Genomic DNA, 19,596 nt, shown 5'->3' on the forward strand with positions numbered 1-19,596 from the left:
CAGAGTGGATGTGGGCTAGAGGCGATCCGCACGAACACGTAAACCACTCCCTTCTCCCTTCGGGAGAAGGTGCCCGAAGGGCGGATGAGGGTACGGGTGCTGCACTACGCTTGGCCAAAGCTAGCAGCCAGCTCAGTGGTCGTCAGGTGTATGTGGAGAGGTGCGTTGTACGCCCGGCTTCTCTCGGGAAGGTTCCCGAAGGTCATGAGAGCGCGGTGCTGCAATAGGCCCAAGCAATTCGAGTAAATCCGCTCAGATGTTCAATCAGGTGCGTGTTGGGTAGATGCGTCCAGCACTTCCGGCTCTGCTCCGGCAAGGTGCCTAACAAATAGACGAGGCTGCGGCTGCAGCGCTAACGCTCGGGCAATGCAAGCGATCCCTCAACCTGTTCAATCAGTGCATGTTGGGCAGATGCGTCCAGCACGTTTGGCTTTCCTCGAACAACGATCCAAAGGACAGGCCAGGCGACAGTTGAAGCGCTAACGCCCAGGCAACGCAAGCAATCCCTCAACCTCTTCAATCAGGTGTGTGTTTGGCAGTTGCATGAAGACGTCCGGATGGGCGTAACCCCAGGCAACCGCAGCAAATGGGAGGTCGAGCACCTGTGCGGCTTCCCAGTCGGCGACTTGGTCGCCGACGTAGATGGCTTGTGCGGGGGTGTGGCCGGTGGCGCGTAGCACGCGGCGCAGGGCGCGGTGTTTGCCTAGCAGGTGGGCGCCGCCTTCGAACACGGCGAACAGGGCGCTCAGCTCCGCGCCGAGGGCGCGTTGCACATTTTCCACCGAGTTGGACGACACCAGGGCCAGCCGTGTGCCGCTGGCGTGGAGGGCGCGCAGTGTCGCGTCCACGCCCGGGAACAGTGCGGGCGCCGGTGCGGCGCGCATCAGGCGGATGAAGTCGGCGGCCACCAGCGGCACACGCCAGCTGCGTAGGCCTGAGTGTTTGAGTAATTCGCGGGTGGTCAGCCGGCGTGCGGCATCCACTTCATGCGCTTCGGCGGCGCGGAAGCCGTGGCGGGCGGCCAGGGTGCGCTGGGTGCTCAGGAAGAACCCGAACGAATCGGCCAATGTGCCGTCGAAATCGAAAATGATCAGTGCGGGCATCGCGACGCAGGGGTATGGGGCGGCTCAGCGTACGCGCCGGCACACGTTCGCCGCACGCACACACGTCCCCACGTGTGCGCGCAGGCGATGGCGTCAGGCGTTGGCGAAGTGCGACACGATCGGCGCGTCGCCGTTGGCGTGTTCTTCGATCACCTTGCGCTGCATGGTGGACAAGTACGCGTCCAGTTCTTCGGTGGAGGCGAACACATCGCTCAACGGCACGGCCTTGACCATGTCGAAGACCTTGCGGATCTGCGGCTGCGGGTGCGCCACCAGCACCTTGCCGTGCCGCGTGGCCAGGGCCTTGCGTGCCTTGAAGATGCTGCGGATGCCGGCGCTGGAGATGTACTCCAGGTCGGCCAGGTCCAGCACCAGGGTGGTGATGGGGGTGGCCAGCAGCGGCGACAGCGCTTCGTCCAGGTCGTGGAAGGTGTGGGTGTCCAGGCGCCCGCTGAGGGTGACGCGTTGGCGGGTGTCTTGCGGCGGGTCGATCTGAATGGCGAGCGTGGTCATGGCAATGCCTCGGGGACGGGGGCGTACGGCTGTAACAGGGTGATGCGCACCACGTTGTATGCGCCATCGCGGTGGTAGTGGATGTGATCGGCGAACTGATGCACCAGATACAGGCCCAGACCGCCGATGGGGCGGGCCTCCAGGTCGGCCTCCAATTCCGGCGTGCCGGCCTGGCAGGGGTCGAATGCGCTGCCGGGGTCGCGCAATTCCAGCACCAGCGCCTGCGCGTCCAGCTGCAGATACAGCTGCAGCGGCTGCTCGGCGCACTGGCCGTGGGTGAGCGCGTTGCAACCGAGCTCCTCCACAATCAGCCGCACCTGGCCGATGCGCTCGGCGTGCAGGCCTTCACGGGCCAGCGAGTCTTCCAGCACGTCGTTGGCGCCGGCCAGCTGCGCCAGCGACGGGGCGATGGCCAGATCGAGCTTCATTTAGGTCCCGGCCTCCCCGGGATCCTCCCGGCCAGCGGTGTCGACCGTGCCAGCATGCTCCTGGCGCAGCCGGATCGCCAGCAGGGTGATGTCATCGTATTGGTCGGCCTGGCCGGTGAAGCGGGCAATGTCCGCGATCAGCGCCTTGCATTGCGCCGCCGCGCTGCGCCGCGGGTGCATGGCCGCCAGCAGCCGCGGCAGCCCGTAACTGGCGCCGTGTTCGTCCATCGCCTCGGTCACGCCGTCGGTGTAGCCCAGCAAGGTCTGCCCGGCCGTCATGCGCCCCTGCAGCACCGGGTAATGGTCCTGCACCTCGATGCCCAGTGGCGCGCCGGTTTCCAATGGCAGCGGCCGCGCCTGGCCATCCAGGTCGATCAACAGCGGCGGCTCGTGCCCGGCACTGGCCAGCCAGTAGTCACCGCTCACCACGTTGATCAACCCGCACAGCACGGTGGCGAACATGCAGGTCTCGTTGTTTTCCGCCAGCCGTGTGGAGGCGGCGATCAAGATCCCGTCCGGGCGCGTGTGGCGGCGCGCGGCAATCTCCAGCACGCTCACCGTGCGCGCCATGAACAAGGCCGCCGGCACGCCCTTGTCGGAGACATCGCCCACCACGAACCACAGCAGCCCCGGTTCGGTCTCCACGAAGTGGTAGAAGTCCCCGCCGACCATCTTGGCCGGCTCCAGCCATGCGCAGGTTTCCAGGTGCGAACTGGCGCGGTCGAAGGTGCGCCCGGAGGGCAGCATCGCTTGCTGGATTTCGCGCGCAATCTGCAGCTCGCTCTGCATGCGTTCGCGCGCGGCGGTCATCTCGCCAATCTCGGCGATATGGTCGCGGATCGCGCCGCGCGCGCTATCGAACGCACGCGCCATCACGCCCACTTCGTCGTCGCGTTCGATATGCCGCAGCGGGTACTCGAACTCGCCACGACGGAAGTGCTCGGCGGTATCGGTCAGTTCCTCGATCGGCCGCGTCAACTTGCGGGTGATGCGCTGCATCAGCCACCACCACACCAACGCACCCACCAAGGCCGCCAGGGCCACCCAGGCCGCCAGCCAGTTCAGGCCGGACAACACATAGCCTTCGGAGGCCGAGAGCACAAACGTCCACCCGCTATGCCCCACCGCTGCGCTATGGGTGAGGAAGCGCTCGCCATCGGGCGCGGTGTGCGAAAACGAAATCGGCTGGCCGGCGGCCACCGCCTTGAGCAACGGCGCCAGATCCGGCCGCGAACGGGCCACGTACGATGCCAGCGTGCGGCGCAGGTTGAGCGCCGGATCCGGGCTGAACACCAGCATGCCTTCCGGCGACAACAGCATCGGCTGGATGCCGATATCGCGCGGCAACTGGTCGATGATTTCGCGCAGATGCCGTAGCGGCAGATCCACGCTCACCATGCCCACCGGCGCGGCATCGGGCGCATCGCCGGGCCGGCGCAACGGCAGGTTGTAGCTGGTGTACAACTCGCCGCCACCGGCGCTGTTGACGGACGGCTCGGACCACCACGCACGCCCCTCGCGCTGGGTGCGCAGGTACCACGGCATGCGCCGGTAGTCGTAGCCCAGCTCCTGCGCGGAATGCTCGACCATGCGCGTGCCATCGCGGCGCACGTACCAGACAAATCCGGTGTCGTTGGCCTTCTGCGTGCCGGGTGCAATGATCAGGCGCGCCGCACCGGTATCCGGGTCGCCGCTGAGCGTGGCCAGCAACAACGCCCGCAGGTTGAACGGCTGCAGCCCCACCGCGCTACTGCTCGCCGCCAGCGTGCGCCCGCTCACCTGCACCGAATCCAGCATCGCCGCCAGGCTGCGCGCGGTCTGCTCGGTCAGCCCGTCCACCTCGTTGCGTGCGGCATCCACCAGCTCTGCGCGGGCGCCCAGATAAAACAGCGTGCCCAACGCCGCCAGCAACACCACCAGCACGCCGGTGGCCGCCAGCAGCACACGCATGCGCAGGCTGCGTTGCCAGCGCACGCGCGGGGTGATGACCGCAGCCCGCTCAACAGGTGGAATGGGGCCGGTGGTAATGACGTGCGCTCCCTGGCAGATGCCCAGGATCATCGCAGCTTTGCGGCCGCCCACAATGGCCTCACTTCGGGGGCATGCTTACCTGCCGTAAATTGACCTCGCGGGCTCAAGCGGACTAGATTGGCCCCCCTACCGCCATGGAGGCCGGCCTTGCGCCAGATTCTTACCCCGAGCCTGCTGGCCCTTTTGCTTTCGGCCTGTAGCGCCCCGGAGACCAGCATGACCCAGACCCAATCCCCCGCCACCGAGGCCGCCGCAGAAGCTGACGTCGAGGCGGGCGGCCGCGGCCTTGCCAAGTTGAATCCCAACCCGCGCAAGGCCGTCGAAGTCACGCTTACCCTGAAAAATGCCCCAGGCGCCTTTGGCCTTGTCCAGGGTGCGGCGCAATACGACGTCAGCAACGAAGACGCGTGCGGAAAGATCCAGCCGGAAACCGGGACCGCCGGGCGCATCACCAGCCAGGAAGATTTCGCGCTGAAGAAGGTGTCCGACACCGAATACCGCGGCACTGTGTACCTGGACCTGATGCAGGACGAGGACTATTACGGCCGTGGCGTCTGCCATTGGGAGTTCAGTGGCGCCAGCGTGATGCTCAAGGCGACTGGTGCGGAAGAAGAGACGCGGTTCCTTTCGTTTATCGAAGCGAAGACGGTGACGGCGCAGCAAACGCAAACCAAGTACTACTGGTCCAAGGGGTATCCTCGTTCGGAGTCCAACGGCTTCCCGGACACCGGCGAACTCAGCCCGGAAAAATTCAAGGCTGATATCCGCAACGAGCTCTTCACCATCACGTTGGCCGCCAAGGAAGTTGCGCCATGACCATCCCTTCTCCGCAATACGCCGGTCTGTCTGAGGATGTTTACAAGGACCGTGCAGTAGGCCGGCGCGCGCCTGGGCAAGAAGAGATCGTGACGATCGAGGGACAGCGTTACGCCGTGCTCGATCACGTCAACAACAAGTCCAATGGCTATCAGGGCACCATTTATCGCCTCGAGAGCAGCGGTGAGATCGTGGTGGCGCATCGCGGTACCGAAGGCAACGTCAACGACATCCTCACCGACGCAACCATGGTGACGTCGCGGACCAACCCGCAGGCCGCCGATGCGCTGGCACTGACCCAGAATGCGTTGGCCATGGCGAAGGACGTTGGCAATCGAACCGGCCACGCACCCGAAGTGACCGTCACCGGCCACTCGCTCGGCGGTGCGCTCGCACAGATCTCCGCGCACCACTACGACCTCAAGGGAGAAACCTTCAATTCGTATGGCGCGGCAAGCCTGAGCTACCGGATCCCGGAAGGCGGCAACAGCGTGGTCAATCACGTCATGGCCTCCGACCCAGTTAGCGCAGCATCGCCACATTTTGGGCAGGTGCGCATTTACGCCAAGCCTGATGAGATCGCCACGTTAGGTGGCGCTGGCTACAGCAACAGCAAAGCCAACTTCCTGGTTCCCGACTATCCGCTGGTCGCGGCAGGCGCTTCGCTGGGCGCGCACAAGCTGGGTAACTTCCTTGGCGAGCACTCGGCGCTTACCGATCCCAACGCACGTCCGCTCGCTGAAAAGAACGCGCGGATGATCGACGAATACCGCAATGATGTGGATGGCCTACGCACCGGCACGACCATTCTCACGCGCAGCGCGCGTGGCCTGGGCCAGGACGCCATCGATGCCGTCCGCGGCCCGCTAGCCCCGGGCGAGCCCGCCAAGCGCGATCACAGCAACGACCACACCTCGTTGCGCATCGATCAGCCCGGCCACGCTGGCAACCCGCTGTTTCAGGACGCCCAACGCGGCGTACATGCGCAGGACCTGCGTGCCGGCCGTGCGCCCGATCACCAAAGCGCGCAGCTCTCCGGCGTGCTCGCCTCGGAGATGCATGCCGCTGGCGGCCAGCGCATCGATTCGGTGGCCATGAGTCCGGATGCGGCGCGCACGTTTGCGGTGCAGGGCCGTGCCGATGATCCGGCGCAGCTGCGCGTCAGCGTCGACACCATGACCGCAATGAACACCCCGCTGGAGCAGAGCAGCCAGCGCGTGGCAGAAAACTCCGCGCGTCAGGCCGTGGCGCTGGAACAGCAGCAGACGCAGACCCAGCAACAGCAGCAGGGCGCGCGCGCCATGGGCTGAGTGCGCTACGCGGTTGCAGTTGATGCGGCGCGTTCTGCCTCGCATCGCGCAGCCTCCAGCACTTCGACACAACGCCGGCTTGCCGGCGTTTTTGTTGCCTGTTTGCGCACAGATGCACCGGGTTTGTGCTGCACACGCACAACAGGACCGCCCGCAACCAATGCGAAGGTGCGCCAGTGCGGTGTTTTCTCGCGCTGAGATATTCCGCAATCACAGTTCGCCTATAGCGACCTCGACCGCGCTGGATCGCCATGCTTGAATCGCCAGCGGTTCGTCGTGGCACGTTGGCCAGCTGGAAACAGCAGCACGTGCGCGCGACGCAGTGCACATCGGGGGGATCCGGTACTGCGCCACCTGGCGCGTCATCCATCGATCAAGGGAGCGTTTCATGAGGATGTTTTCTACGCGTCACACCCGTCTGCTGCTGATCCTGGTGCTGTGCATCGTCAGCGCCGGTGCGGGCGCGCAAGGGCTGGCCGAGGGCGCCGATGTCAGCTGGATCAATCAGCAGGCCGCCGCCAACCCGCCGCAGGTGTTTCAGGATGCATCGGGCAAGACCACCGACTTCATCAAGCTGTTCAAGGACGTGGGCGGCAACGCCATCCGCCTGCGCGTGTGGGTAAACCCGCAAGGCGGCTGGAACGATGGCCGCGACACCCTCGACAAGGCCAAGCGTGCCGCCGCGCAGGGCATGCGCATCATGATCGACTTCCACTACAGCGATAGCTGGGCCGACCCGGGCAAGCAGACCAAACCGGCCGCCTGGGCCAGTCACTCGGTGGCCCAGCTCAACACCGACGTCTACAACCACACCCAGGGCATCCTCAAGTATCTCAAGGACAACGGCATCACCGTCACCTGGGTGCAGGTGGGCAACGAGATCAACAGCGGCATGCTGTGGGGCCAGGGCAAAACGCCCAACTTCGCCAACCTTGGGCAGTTCATCAACAGCGGCTACAACGCCACCAAGGCGGTGTATCCCAACGCCAAGGTCATCGTGCATCTGGCCAACGGCTACGACAACGCCAACTTCCGCTGGTTCTTCGACAACCTGCGCTCGGCCGGCGGCAAGTGGGACGTTATCGGCATGTCGCATTACCCGCCGGTCGGCAGCTGGCAGGATTACAACGCCCGCCTGGAGACCAACCTGCGCGACATGATCTCCCGCTACGGCAGCGACGTGATCGTGGCCGAGGTCGGCATGGACTGGCAGCAAGCCGCCACCACCCGCGCCATGCTCGGCAACCTGATCACCCGCAGCAACGCCATCGGCTCACGCATGCTCGGCATCTTCTACTGGGAACCGAACGCCTACCCAGGCTGGCAGGGCTACACGATGGGCGCCGTCGACAACAACGGCCGGCTCACCGAAGCACTGCAGGCGTTCTGATCGGCCTCGTTTGCTTGCCCACTCGCCGCCCCTCTCCCCTCGGGGCAAGAAGGCACGGCTTGCGCGCCACTGGCGCGCGTGCCTTGGAGCGCCCGCGCCGCAAGCGCGGGCCGGGGCGCGCAGCGGGGGGTTGGGGTGAGGGTACGGGCGAAGCCCTCGTGTAATTACAACTGCACGAGGCTTCGCCCGTACCCTCATCCGCCCCTGCGGGGCACCTTCTCCCGATGGGAGAAGGGGGGGCATGCGGCGACTCCGCCGCCAGCGGCCCTTATCCTTTGGTCGTACACCAGTAGCGGCCGCATGCGTGGCATCCGCCACCAACGCATTCACCGCACAACACCGTCCCATTCCATACGCACCCGTAGCGAGGAATGGCAACAGGTGCGTGCGGTACACTTGGGGGTTCACGAATTCACGATGTCGACACACCCGCGGGGTGTGTCCCCCCGGGAGCGCTAATGAACTGGTTGAACGAAGTGCTGCACAACGATCCGAACCCGCTCGAGACCCAGGAGTGGCTCGAATCGATCAAGGCCGTCATCGACGTCGAAGGCCCGGAGCGCGCCCATCAGCTGCTGGAAGGCATGGTCGAACAGACCCGCCGCGCCGGCGCTTACCTGCCGTTCTCGCCCACCACCGAGTACGTCAACACCATCTCTCCGGCCAACGAGGCCAAGAACCCCGGCGACTCCGCGCTGGAGTGGAAGATCCGCTCGATCATCCGCTGGAACGCCATGGCCACCGTCGTGCGGGCCAACCGCAAGCCGGGTGACCTGGGCGGCCACATTGCCTCGTTCGCGTCCAGCGCCACGCTCTACGACGTGGGCTTCAATCACTTCTGGCGCGCGCCCAGCGACCAGCATCCGGGCGACCTGCTGTTCATCCAGGGCCATAGCGCCCCGGGCATCTACGCCCGCGCCTTCCTCGAAGGCCGCATCAACGAAGCCCAGCTGGACAACTTCCGCATGGAAGTGGACGGCCAGGGCATCTCGTCCTACCCGCACCCGTGGCTGATGCCCGAGTTCTGGCAGACCCCCACCGTGTCGATGGGCCTGGGCCCGCTGGCCGCCATCTACCAGGCGCAGTTCATGCGCTACCTGGAAAACCGCGGCCTGATCGAGAAGTCCGACCGCAAGGTGTGGTGCTTCATCGGCGACGGCGAGTCGGATGAGCCTGAAACCCTCGGCGCCATCGCGCTGGCCGGCCGCGAAGGCCTGGACAACCTCATCTTCGTGGTCAACTGCAACCTGCAGCGCCTGGACGGCCCGGTGCGCGGCAACGGCAAGATCATCCAGGAACTGGAAGGCGTGTTCCGTGGCGGCGGCTGGAATGTCATCAAGCTGCTGTGGGGCGGTTACTGGGATGCCCTGCTGGCCAAGGACACCGACGGCGTCCTGCGCAAGCTGATGATGGAAACCGTCGACGGCGAATACCAGAACTGCAAGGCCTTCGGCGGCGCCTACACGCGCGCCAACTTCTTCGGCAAGTACCCGGAGACCGCGGCCATGGTCGCCGGCCTGTCCGACGACGACATCTGGCGCCTCAACCGTGGCGGCCACGACCCGCACAAGGTGTACGCCGCCTACAACCAGGCCGTGAACACCAAGGGCATGCCCACCGTGATCCTGGCCAAGACCGTCAAGGGCTACGGCATGGGCTCGGCCGGTGAGGCGCTCAACCCCACCCACCAGACCAAGAAGCTGGACGATGCGGCGGTCAGGCACTTCCGCGACCGCTTCAACATCCCGGTCACCGACGCGCAGCTGGAAGACGGCAAGGTGCCGTTCTACCACCCCGGCGAAGATTCCCCGGAAGTGCAGTACCTGAAAGAACGCCGCAACGTGCTGGGCGGCTTCCTGCCGTCGCGCCGTCCCAAGGCCAGCAAGTCGTTCGTGGCGCCCACGCTCGACAAGTTCGAGCGCCTGCTCAAGGACAGCGGCGAGCGCAGCTATTCCACCACCATGTCGTTTGTGCAGAGCCTCAACATCGCCCTGCGCGACAAGGAACTGGGCCCGCGCATCGTGCCGATCGTGGCCGATGAGGCGCGCACCTTCGGCATGGAAGGCATGTTCCGCCAGATCGGCATCTATGCCCCGTTCGGCCAGAAGTACAAGCCGGTCGATGCGGACCAGCTGATGTACTACCGCGAAGACCAGACCGGCCAGGTGCTGCAGCAGGGCATCAGCGAGCCGGGCGCCATTGCCTCGTGGATGGCCGCCGGCACCAGCTACTCGGTCTCCGACGTGCCGATGCTGCCGTTCTACATCTACTACTCCATGTTCGGCTTCCAGCGCGTGGGCGACATCGCCTGGCAGGCAGCGGACATGCGCACGCGTGGCTTCCTGCTCGGCGGCACCGCCGGCCGCACCACCTTGAACGGTGAAGGCCTGCAGCACGAAGACGGCTTCAGCCAGGTCATCGCCGGCTCCATCCCGAACGTGCGTAGCTACGACCCGACCTTTGGTTTCGAAGTCACCGTCATCATGCAGCACGGCATGAAGGCGATGATGGAAGACCAGATCGACGAGTACTACTACATCACCCTGATGAACGAGAACTACGCACACCCCGGCATGCCGGACGGTGCGCAGGAAGGCATCATCAAGGGCATGTACCTGCTCAAGGACGCCGGCAAGCCCAAGAAGGGCGAACTGCGCGTGCAGCTGCTGGGCAGCGGCACCATCCTGCGTGAGGCCATTGCCGCAGCAGAGCTGCTGGATAAGGACTTCGGCGTCACCGCCGACATCTGGTCCTGCCCCAGCTTCAACGAACTGCGCCGCGACGGCTTCGACGCCGAACGCTGGAACCGCCTGCACCCGGAAGCCGAACAGCGCAAGCCGTACGTTACCCAGCTGCTGGAAGGCCGCCAGGGCCCGGCGATCGCCGCAACGGATTACGTGCGCCTATTCGCCGACCAGATCCGCGCCTTCATCCCGATGACCTACAGCGTGCTCGGCACGGATGGCTTCGGTCGTTCGGATACGCGTGCCAATCTGCGTCGGTTCTTTGAAGTGGACCGTTACTACATCGCGCATGCGGCGATTGCTGCGCTTGCGAAGGATGGCAAGATGACGGGCAAGGATGTGGCTAGGGCGATCAAGCAGTACAAGATTGATCCTGAGAAGGCGAATCCTGTTGGGGTTTGATAACTCATCACAGGATTAAGAAAGAGGCGGCTCATAGCCGCCTCTTTCGTTTTAAGATAAGCCACTCTTAACCATAACTCGCCCAAGGATGAACCATGAACAGACGCCCGACAACACAAGACATTACGTGGCTAATCGACCTGAGTCGGAATGGAAAGTTAAATCTTGATCCACCTTATCAGCGGCGAAGTGTGTGGACTCGGAAAGATAAGCAGTTCTTTCTTGATACCATCTTGAGAAACTATCCAAGTCCAGCGGTGTTCTTGCATAAAGAAATCACTGAAAATGGTCTCTCCACTTACCACGTTGTTGATGGAAAGCAGAGAATACAGACGATTCTCGAATTTGTAAGCGATAAGTTGCGTGCGGCCAAAGAATTTGGTGACCTTCGAATTGATAACAAAAAGTGGTCTGAAATACAGAAGGTCGATGAATTGATGCAGTCCTTCTGGAACTACCAAATCACCGTTGAAATGATTGATGTTTCAGACAATGGCGTCGTAAATAACGTTTTTGACCGTCTGAATAGAAATTCCCGAAAGCTGATGCGCCAGGAGATGCGTCACGCACGCTTCGATGGCTGGCTGATAAATTACGCTGAGAACGAGGCATCGGAAAAAGCTTGGGTCACTCTCAGCATTGCGACAAAGGCTCGCGCAAAGCGGATGAGTGATATTCAGTTTATCTCGGAGCTGCTGCTAGTGGTGCTGGATAGAAGAATTGTTGGCTTTGATCAAGATTATATCGATGAAGGTTACGCCCGTTTTGATGACCTTGATGATGTCGGTGGCGACTTCGATGTCGAGGCTTTTGCTGAAAGGGTTGCGTTGCTGAAGAATTTCATGCTTCGGCTTGAAGATGAGTATTCTCTGGTTTCGAAGTATGCAAAGCAGGCAGGGCAATTTTATTCACTGTGGGGAGCTCTGGCTCTAAGCGATGCTTTGCCACCCGTTGGCGACTTTGCCGAGAAGTATGCAGCTTTGATGGATAAAGTTAGCGAACTGAACGAGCAGGGTGATATTGATTCATTTATTAGGAATAAGCCTGAGGGCGAGTATGCCCAAGCATTGGTGTATCTCACAAACCTCAAGGGTGCTAGCACCGAGCCGGCTCAGAGACTCGCGCGGCACAATGTCATCTCAGCGCTAATCAATCAATGAAAATATCAACGCCTGTCAGAGCGCTGTACGAGGTAATAGCGCCGAAAGCTGAGTTGCTAAAGAACTATTGCGCTGGACGCCTAAACCAGCGCAACAATCGATGGCACTACGAGGCCAGAGTGAAGTCGCTAGAGAGCTTCGCCCTAAAGCTTGAGACAGGTCGTGTGAAAGAAGCCAGCGCAATGGAGGACATTTTTGCGTGCACACTTGTTGTCCCGAGCTATAGGGATGTTGCAGAAGCCGTGGAGCTCATTGAGGAGCATTTTGATATTAAGGAGAAACGTCCCAGGAAGGACGATAAGACTCATAAGAGGCCTGCAGTGTTTGATTTTGATGATCTTCGGCTTTACGTAACGCCAAAGGAATCACCCGCCTGGTTCGTAGATTCGCAGATCGTAGGTATGAAGTTCGAGGTCCAGATAAAAACGTTTCTTCAGCACGCTTGGGCCATTGCTACACACGACCTTGTTTATAAGGCGGACAGCGTTAGTTGGCCCCTGGAACGTGTTTCATTCCAGGTAAAAGCAATGCTGGAACACGCTGAGCTTGTAATCGCAGAGGCTCCCAAGATAAGCGATAGTAGCTTCCTCAAAAAGGTCGACAGCGCGACGGAGCGGACGAGTAAAGTCATTGGTGTCGTTGCTCGTCATTGGGAGCCCGGACAGCTTCCCAAGGACGTAAGAAGGGTTGCTGCTAACTTCTGTGCATTACTGGAAAGCCTTCAAATTGAAGTTGACGAGCTGGAAAAAATTCTTGATAAAGGTAAACAAGGTAGAGAGGGTCATTCTTTAGATTCTTCTCCATACGAAACTCTTCTTATCTACCTGCTTCGCCAACGCGGCGAATTGGTGCGCAATTACGTATCAGGAAAACCCGACAAGAGGCAGGTCTACGTGATGATGGCCCGCCCTATCGAGGGCTTCGAAGATTTTTTCGATAATGCCAATGCCTACCCCGGCTTGGTTGTGGTCTCACTTCCAGAGGCATGAGAGATGGGCTACAAGACTGGCTTGGTGAGCGTTGTTTATGAACTTCTTCCTTGAAAATATCGAAAAATCTCGTCGCGATGTAGCCGGCAATACCAAGCGCGAATACAAAGCGGCCTTGGGCCAGTTTATGACTCCTATGGAGACTGCCGTATTCATGGCATCCCTACTGGAGAGTAAAGAGACTAATGTTCGGTTACTTGATCCGTGTGGGGGTCTCGGAGCCCTTGTCTGTGCTGCAGTTGATAAGTGGCTTTCTGAAGGTTTAGAGCCTAAGTCAGTATATGCAACCGTCTTCGAGATTGACGAACGTTTAATTCCGCATCTTGCGCTGATCCAGGCTGATTTGCAGGGTGGCGGAGTTAATGTTGATCTGCATAGTCAGGATTATTTGGGTGTAGCGCGCGCGCAAATCCTTAAAGGTCGGGTCAGCTATACGCACGCAATTCTCAACCCTCCATATAAGAAAATTGGTCCATCTAGCGGCGCCGCGCGTATGGCAAAGGATTGCGGTGTACACGCCGCGAATCTTTACTCTGCTTTTGTCGGAATGGCACTCGAACAGCTTGAGTTAGGTGGGCAGCTTGTTGCCATCATTCCTAGGTCTTTTTGTAATGGTGTCTACCATCAAGCATTTCGTGAACACATCCTGGATCGCGCGGCGATAAAGCGAATTCACTCTTTTGAGAGCAGATACGCGCCGTTTAAGGACGACGATGTGCTTCAAGAAAGTGTAATAATCTTGCTGGAAAAAGGCGGGCTCCAAGGCGATATTGGACTGTCGTCCTCAAAAGAGGATATTTTTAATGACATAAATATCCGCAATGTAAGCTTTGAAGAAGTAGTCCTGCCCGAAGATCCGCAAAAATTTGTACATATACCTCTGGAGCGTGAGCTACTGAGGCTTGCGAATCTTAATGGTAGATGCAAGCTTGAGAAGCTTGGTGTTTCCGTTTCAACTGGCCCGGTCGTCTCTTTCCGAACCATTGAACATCAAACAGATCGCCGTTCATCGCGGTCCGCGCCTATGATTTACTCGCGCAACATTGTTGACCAGTCCGTCGAATGGCCCACTGAAAGGCACAGTAAAAAGCGGCGCCTAAAGATTAATAGGTTGACGGGGGGCTTATTATTCCCGATGGGTGTCTACGTCATCGTCAAGCGTTTGTCTCCGAAAGAGAGTAAAAGGCGCATAGTGGCGGCTTTGGTGCAGCCAACGAATTTTGATGGTGAAACGCATCTCGCATTTGATAACGGTCTCAACGTCTTGCACGCTCGTAAATCTTCGCTTGAGCCCTGCCTTGCGGCAGGTCTTTGGGCGTATCTAAATAGTAAGTGCGTTGATCAATATTTTCGTAGTTTTAATGGCCATACGCAAGTTAATGCTGCGGATTTAAATTCCCTGCCTTATCCTTCACTTGAGCGGCTTAGAGTTTTGGGTGATGCAATAATTAACGCGAAATTTGATTTTTTGCGGATAGATGATCTGGTGCTTGACACACTTGGTCTGTGATAAGCATAAAACGTAGTAGGCGCCTCCGCCATGGGGACGGAGGTAATTAGGCGAACCGGACGTACAGGCCTGGGTCGAATAACGGGGTCAGGTTCTAAGGTATCCCCACGTTTTACACCGTAAGCATCATCTGCTCGCGCACTGCCGCAGGCAGTGCTCGCAAGCGCCCTATCCACCGTGAGATGGGCTCCATCGGCCAGTGCCGGACCAAGGCTTCTCGGCCGATGCGTAGCGTGGAGTAGAGCTTGCGTGTGCTGTTGCGTGGAGACAGCCACTGGGCGATACCGGTCGCTTCGCATCCCAGCCCTGCCAACCAGCTGGCGAATGCAGCCAACGTATTGATCAGCAGCAGGATCTGCAGTCGCTCGCCGCGTCGGGTCAAACTGTCTTCCAGCGCCTGGCCGTAGCGATGTGATTTCAGATCGCGAAATGCCAGTTCGATCTGCATCCGTCGTGCGTACACATTAACCAACTGCTTTGCGCTGGGTGCCTGCAGCTGCGGGGATGCAACGATCAGCCAAGGCTCGCGCTCACGCGCTGCGGCCTTCAGACTCGATGACGCACGTGAGGCTTTGGCGGGTGAGCGGCGATTGCACTGTTTGCGCCCTTGCCGTGCCTTGGCGTAAATCACCAACCTGCAATCGAGTGGATCGCTGCGATTGGCCTGCATCGGCGGTAACTCGCATGCACGATTGGACGCCAACACATGCAGTTTCCGGCTGTCGATCCACTGATCTGCTTCATCCCGCACGTCCTGCGGCTTGACTTGCGTGCGCCCGCGCAGTCGCCCAACCCAACACCAGCCCATGGCCCGAATAACGGGGTCAGGTTAACTTATCAATCGACTGCGCTCGGCTTGCGTGGCCGATGAGCGGGCCTGATGCCCGCAAAGCGACGGGTCTTGGCTTCGACCATTGCGCGGAAGGCATCGTGGCCCAATGCTCGCTGCTGCTGTAGATGAAGGCGAATGCTAGCGAGCAGTTCGTCGGAGAGGGCTTCATCGAGCAGGGCGCGGTAGGCCTTGTATCGCTCAATTGGGTCGCTGCCAAGCGCAAGCCAACAGGGATGTGGTGTCAGTGCGGAGTGCCTGCGCTGGCCTAGGTTGGCTGAGCAACTGGACCAGCGATACGCCGCCGGGTTGTCGGTCAGGCGAGCACGCACCGGATTGAGCTCAATGTAGCGATAGCAGCGAAGGACGTAGTCCGCACTGTCCACAAGGCAGGCTTTGTAGCGCCCTTCCCATAGCGTGCCGGTGCGCCCGTGGCGGCCATTGAACAGCGCCACGTAGTTGCGCCCAATCCGCTGCATCAGTTGCCCGACTCGTCCCGCCGCAGGTGGCGTGACTAGCAAGTGCACATGGTTGTCCATCAATACATAGGCATGCAGCTGGCAGCCTGTGGCGTGCAGAGCCTCATGCAGCAAGTGCAGGTAGCGCAATCGGTCGCCATCATCCAGAAAGCACGGCAAGTGGTTGTTCCCGCGCTGCACGATGTGCTGCGGGATGCCGGGAAGGTCGATGCGCGGAAGTCTGGCCACCTGGCAAGACTCGCGGAAAGGCGTTGGTGCCGATAGCGAGGACACCCTCCCGAAAGCTGAGGCCGTAGCCTGAAATTTGGGTAGGAAGTAAACTTGACCGCTGTTAGCGGTGTATAAACAAGTAGAGCCATAGACGCGCGGCTTGCTAGTCCTGCTTAAAGTGAAGGAATACACATGCAACGATACGGGCAACTACTTCTATGTGTTCTGGTCTGCTCAGGCATCTTGCTTCTGACAAGCTGTCACGCACAGACAAACCAGATGCAGGACGTGCCAACGCGCGCTGCGGCTGATGGGCAGCTTCCCATCGTACGAGCGCTGCAGTTGGCTGCGATGACCAGTCCGATGATGGTCGAATTCAACGTGCAGCCTCCTGGCAAGAATGCGACTGGCACACTCTTCCTGGGTATCCGCGTTGGTGACGAGGATGCTCTGAAGTCACTTGAAGCTGCTCAAGCACTCCGCAGATCCGGCCTGCACGCTGAGCTTGTTCTGAAACGGCTTGAACCAAGCGGCGCAATCAACATGCCATTGGTGCGTGTTGAATCGCATGCAGGAGCTCCCGCTAGGACCATCGCAGTGGGTGCAGACGGGCGTGTTCCTGGCGTGTGGCTGGACGAGGTGGATGGCTCTTCCCTTCAATCTGCGGGTTTGGAATCTCCAGGGCGTCGCTACACGCAGCTTGCCTTCGCATGGGCGCAGGGAATTCAGCCTGGCAAGTATCAGTTGAGCATCAGGCTGCTTGGCCAGCCGCCACAGTTGGCATCGATCCAATCCGAGTTGCTGATCGCTTACCGACACAAATCAAAGTAGGAAAACCTCATGGACGATAAATACGCTGTCACCCTCTACGTTGCCGCGCCGGGGACACCGCTTCTTGACGGTGGAACATCGGCAGCAGGGCACATGTACTACACAGTCACGCACGGGAAGGAGCAAACCAGCTTCGGGTTTTCACCCATCGAGCACGGCGTGATGAGAGGGCCTGGAAGGGTCTACAACGATGATGCAGATCAATACCAAAAGCCTTTCTATCAACGCACGATGGAGATCAGCAAGGATCAATACGAAAAATTGATGGAGTTTGGTGCAAAGCCCGGCGAACATGGCTTCAATACGCAGTATCACGGCGCAATGAACAGCTGCATCGATTACACATGGGGTGCTATCAATTATGCTGGTCTGCATCGTACCGACCTGAAGGTCATACAGGATAAGGACTTCGAGGGTGGACTGAAGCCGCTCAGCAACGTTGAGTACATTCGTAGTATCCAGGCTCCTGTTCCCGATAGCGAACTGAACAATGAGCAGTACAATCGCATGCCGGAGCGGACACTCCTGCAGCGCGTGATCAGTGATGCGCAGTTGCCAGAAAAAGATCGTCAGATGCTCAACACGATTCGGGAACAGGTTGCAGGCATCGATCAACAACATGGCAGGACCTACGATGCCACTAGCGAGAAGATTTCAGTTAGCTTACTGGCAACCGCGAAGGAAGGCGGACTAAGCCGCGTAGACCACGTGGTACTCGGAAATACTCCCGGTGACGGAGCAGGCCAGCGCCTATTTGTAGTGCAAGGCGAGCTGAATAACCCTGCTCACCTCAGATCATCGATAAAGGCCGAAGAAGCAGCAAAAACACCTGTCGAGCAGTCATTCGCAAAGGTCGAGCAAATCTCTAACACCCAACAGGAACGTGCGTTGGCAGCACAGCAGGAGCCTGCACTTGAGCAAAGTCGCGCGCCGATGCAGATGGGTTGATCGCCGTTCGTTTGGCTGGGAAAGGGAGGCGGTTAGTGAGGGAATAGCTGGGGTCAGGGTTACTTATCAGTTGGCGGCACTTGGCTTGCGTGACCGATAAGTGAGCTTGACGCCGACGAAGCAGCAGGTCCTTACTTCGAGCGACGCTTGAAAGACAGCCTGGCTGGGCCCCTGCCGCTGCCATGAATAATGGCAGATTACGGTTTTATCGTTCTTATGATTGAATTAGAAGGTCAACGTTTCTTCGGTATCTGCGTAGACCAGCACGACCTTTTCGCCTGCATACGGTAAGGCGACCTCAGGTGACGAGGACTCAGTCTTGGAAATTTCAACTTTCGCCATGGGGTCACATTTCTCATTGATGCCGCATCTGCGAATGGCAATACGCAATACGCCGTGGTCGTTCGCGAAATCCACACCGGGAGAACAAAAGAGGCTTTCTGCAGGCATGTAGTAGCTAATTCGGATTACGTTTCTCTCTGCTTTCTCGATCTTGACCGGCTGAACATCTTTTTTCTTGTAATCAGAGCGTATCTTTCCTACTGTACACGCAGTCAAAGTTGATATCGCAAGTAATCCCGCAGCAAGAGTCAGCCTAATTTTTAAATTCACATCAATGCCCCTGTGTGGACTCGTCTAAATAGATTGGCGACTACTCCCCAATATCCTGAGGAGCTCGATTCACTACGAGCTTGCTTAAGTGGATTCCGTCAGTTGAATGAAATCCGACCATCCAGGTAACCGCTACGGCTGGTGCTGTCACTGATGGCTGCGATTCTTTCACGATGGGCGGGAGCGTACACGCAACTGATGTCTTGTAACCTGCTCCCGGAGAGCTCAGTGCTTTGCAATGAAAGCCAAGGTTCTCAAGACTCCTTTGCACGGCCGTGACGGGCGAACCAGCCGGGTTGGCCGCTTCAAGCTGCTGCCTTGCTTTGGCGGCAGACTGTTGAGGATCAAAGCCGAGCCGTGGGTCTTGCTGCATGGCAGAGCATCCTGATATAAAAAAAAGACTAGCGATTGCCAGTATTGCCAGAAGGCTGCGGTTGGCCAAAGGATTTGTTTGCATGTTTTGACAACTCCAACGCAATCACACAGACGATCATCCATGTGGATGTCGGTTGCAAGTATGCTCCCGTAAAGTAATGGAGCTAGGACGTAACAGTGTCAGGTCAACTTGACCTCGTTTGAATCAAGTTTATGCGCCGGTTGCTGCTTCATCCTTTTCTTTGCTCTTCAATGCCATCTCGAGCAAATATTCATAGGTCTGAAGCTTGCCCCTAGCCGAGGTGGCTACCCAGCAGACCATCCAAAAGAACAGCAGCAAAATACCAACCATCGCTGTCATTGGAGACATCGCTAGAGGATTTCCACCAGCGCGCATAACCAGGAAGAGCGACGCCGCGACTGGAAGCAGACCTAGCTTGTCGACGCTACCGGCTAATAACGCAATTCGACCCGCACGGCGCGTATGGCTGTAGCGGGCGTGATCCAGCATGAGTTGCAGGGTTGCTGCCGGATACCCCTTCAACCAAGTCACTTCCTGCAGAAATTGCTCTAGCTGATGATCAGTGCGCATAGCCTGATCGACTGTCCATTGACGTAGATCACTCACTATCCCGTAGAGACTAATTATCATCAGGACGCCTAGCGCCGCCAATGCAACCCAGAAGCCGGCGGTTGCGACCTTCGCTAGCAACTGGGGTTGAATACTCGTAAAACTGAAGAACGACGCAATCAGCGTAGAGGCTATTCCGCACGCCAAAACGATGGCAGCGCCGCGCACTAGGCGGCTAGGGCTGGCAGTGTCTGCCGGGAACTCTGGCAGCACCCTTAGGCGTTCTTCTAAGAACCTGTTCACGATCTTCTGAGTAATAGTGCCAAGAAGGCCAAATGGATGAAC

Annotated in this window: 16 protein-coding genes and 1 pseudogene; 9 read left to right on the forward strand and 8 right to left on the reverse strand. The window is 59.3% G+C overall.

The genetic code is table 11. From position 1 onward, the window contains the following. Window positions 1-479: 479 nt before the first annotated feature. From QRM60_RS09050 to QRM60_RS09065, 4 genes are all read right to left on the reverse strand, one after another. Complete coding sequence (locus QRM60_RS09050) at window positions 480-1,103, reverse strand: HAD family hydrolase (RefSeq protein WP_285446018.1); 624 nt, start codon at window positions 1,101-1,103, stop codon at window positions 480-482. A 93-nt stretch (window positions 1,104-1,196) separates the two neighbouring features. Then, complete coding sequence (locus QRM60_RS09055; protein WP_011038703.1) at window positions 1,197-1,616, reverse strand: STAS domain-containing protein; 420 nt, start codon at window positions 1,614-1,616, stop codon at window positions 1,197-1,199. Further along, complete coding sequence (locus QRM60_RS09060) at window positions 1,613-2,044, reverse strand: ATP-binding protein (protein WP_011038704.1); 432 nt, start codon at window positions 2,042-2,044, stop codon at window positions 1,613-1,615. The genes QRM60_RS09055 and QRM60_RS09060 overlap by 4 nt, the downstream gene beginning before the upstream one ends. Then, complete coding sequence (locus tag QRM60_RS09065) at window positions 2,045-3,994, reverse strand: SpoIIE family protein phosphatase (RefSeq protein ID WP_285446037.1); 1,950 nt, start codon at window positions 3,992-3,994, stop codon at window positions 2,045-2,047. A gap of 297 nt (window positions 3,995-4,291) precedes the next feature. Between QRM60_RS09065 and QRM60_RS09070 the strand changes: the two genes are divergently transcribed. From QRM60_RS09070 to QRM60_RS09100, 7 genes are all read left to right on the forward strand, one after another. Then, the gene (locus tag QRM60_RS09070) at window positions 4,292-4,891 is read left to right on the forward strand and encodes a hypothetical protein (protein WP_285446019.1); all 600 of its coding nucleotides are present in this window, start codon (window positions 4,292-4,294) and stop codon (window positions 4,889-4,891) included. Continuing rightward, entirely contained in the window at window positions 4,888-6,201 is a 1,314-nt protein-coding gene (locus tag QRM60_RS09075) for an XVIPCD domain-containing protein (protein ID WP_285446020.1), read from the forward strand. The genes QRM60_RS09070 and QRM60_RS09075 overlap by 4 nt, the downstream gene beginning before the upstream one ends. Window positions 6,202-6,589: 388 nt before the next feature. Beyond that, window positions 6,590-7,591, forward strand: coding sequence for an arabinogalactan endo-1,4-beta-galactosidase (locus QRM60_RS09080; RefSeq protein WP_285446021.1), 1,002 nt, complete (start codon window positions 6,590-6,592; stop codon window positions 7,589-7,591). 458 nt (window positions 7,592-8,049) lie between these two features. Continuing rightward, a complete protein-coding gene (gene aceE / locus QRM60_RS09085) occupies window positions 8,050-10,737 on the forward strand; it encodes a pyruvate dehydrogenase (acetyl-transferring), homodimeric type (protein WP_285446022.1) in 2,688 nt (895 codons plus the stop codon). Window positions 10,738-10,832: 95 nt separating this feature from the next. Then, window positions 10,833-11,897 (forward strand): DUF262 domain-containing protein, encoded by a 1,065-nt coding sequence (locus QRM60_RS09090; protein ID WP_285446023.1) that lies wholly within the window; start codon window positions 10,833-10,835, stop codon window positions 11,895-11,897. After that, a complete protein-coding gene (locus tag QRM60_RS09095; protein WP_285446024.1) occupies window positions 11,894-12,886 on the forward strand; it encodes a hypothetical protein in 993 nt (330 codons plus the stop codon). Before QRM60_RS09090 ends, QRM60_RS09095 begins: the two co-directional genes overlap by 4 nt. Before the next feature lie 37 nt (window positions 12,887-12,923). Then, entirely contained in the window at window positions 12,924-14,396 is a 1,473-nt protein-coding gene (locus tag QRM60_RS09100; RefSeq protein ID WP_285446025.1) for an Eco57I restriction-modification methylase domain-containing protein, read from the forward strand. 112 nt (window positions 14,397-14,508) lie between these two features. On the opposite strand, the pseudogene QRM60_RS09105 reads toward QRM60_RS09100, so the two are convergent. Beyond that, a pseudogene (locus tag QRM60_RS09105) lies at window positions 14,509-15,207 on the reverse strand (IS4-like element IS1481A family transposase); the annotation flags it as partial. A gap of 26 nt (window positions 15,208-15,233) precedes the next feature. Beyond that, window positions 15,234-15,932 (reverse strand): transposase, encoded by a 699-nt coding sequence (locus QRM60_RS09110; protein ID WP_285446026.1) that lies wholly within the window; start codon window positions 15,930-15,932, stop codon window positions 15,234-15,236. Window positions 15,933-16,106: 174 nt separating this feature from the next. Between QRM60_RS09110 and QRM60_RS09115 the strand changes: the two genes are divergently transcribed. After that, window positions 16,107-16,745, forward strand: coding sequence for a hypothetical protein (locus QRM60_RS09115; RefSeq protein ID WP_076038269.1), 639 nt, complete (start codon window positions 16,107-16,109; stop codon window positions 16,743-16,745). Between the two features lie 9 nt (window positions 16,746-16,754). Then, window positions 16,755-17,693, forward strand: coding sequence for an XVIPCD domain-containing protein (locus tag QRM60_RS09120; RefSeq protein WP_285446027.1), 939 nt, complete (start codon window positions 16,755-16,757; stop codon window positions 17,691-17,693). 225 nt (window positions 17,694-17,918) lie between these two features. On the opposite strand, the gene QRM60_RS09125 is transcribed toward QRM60_RS09120, so the two are convergent. Continuing rightward, entirely contained in the window at window positions 17,919-18,305 is a 387-nt protein-coding gene (locus tag QRM60_RS09125; RefSeq protein ID WP_238595527.1) for a hypothetical protein, read from the reverse strand. Between the two features lie 586 nt (window positions 18,306-18,891). Further along, a partial coding sequence (locus QRM60_RS09130; protein WP_343237649.1) for a hypothetical protein occupies window positions 18,892-19,596 on the reverse strand: 705 nt, incomplete at its 5' end.

The organism is Xanthomonas sp. fls2-241-TYG-148 (assembly GCF_030208815.1).
Taxonomy (GTDB): domain Bacteria; phylum Pseudomonadota; class Gammaproteobacteria; order Xanthomonadales; family Xanthomonadaceae; genus Xanthomonas; species Xanthomonas campestris.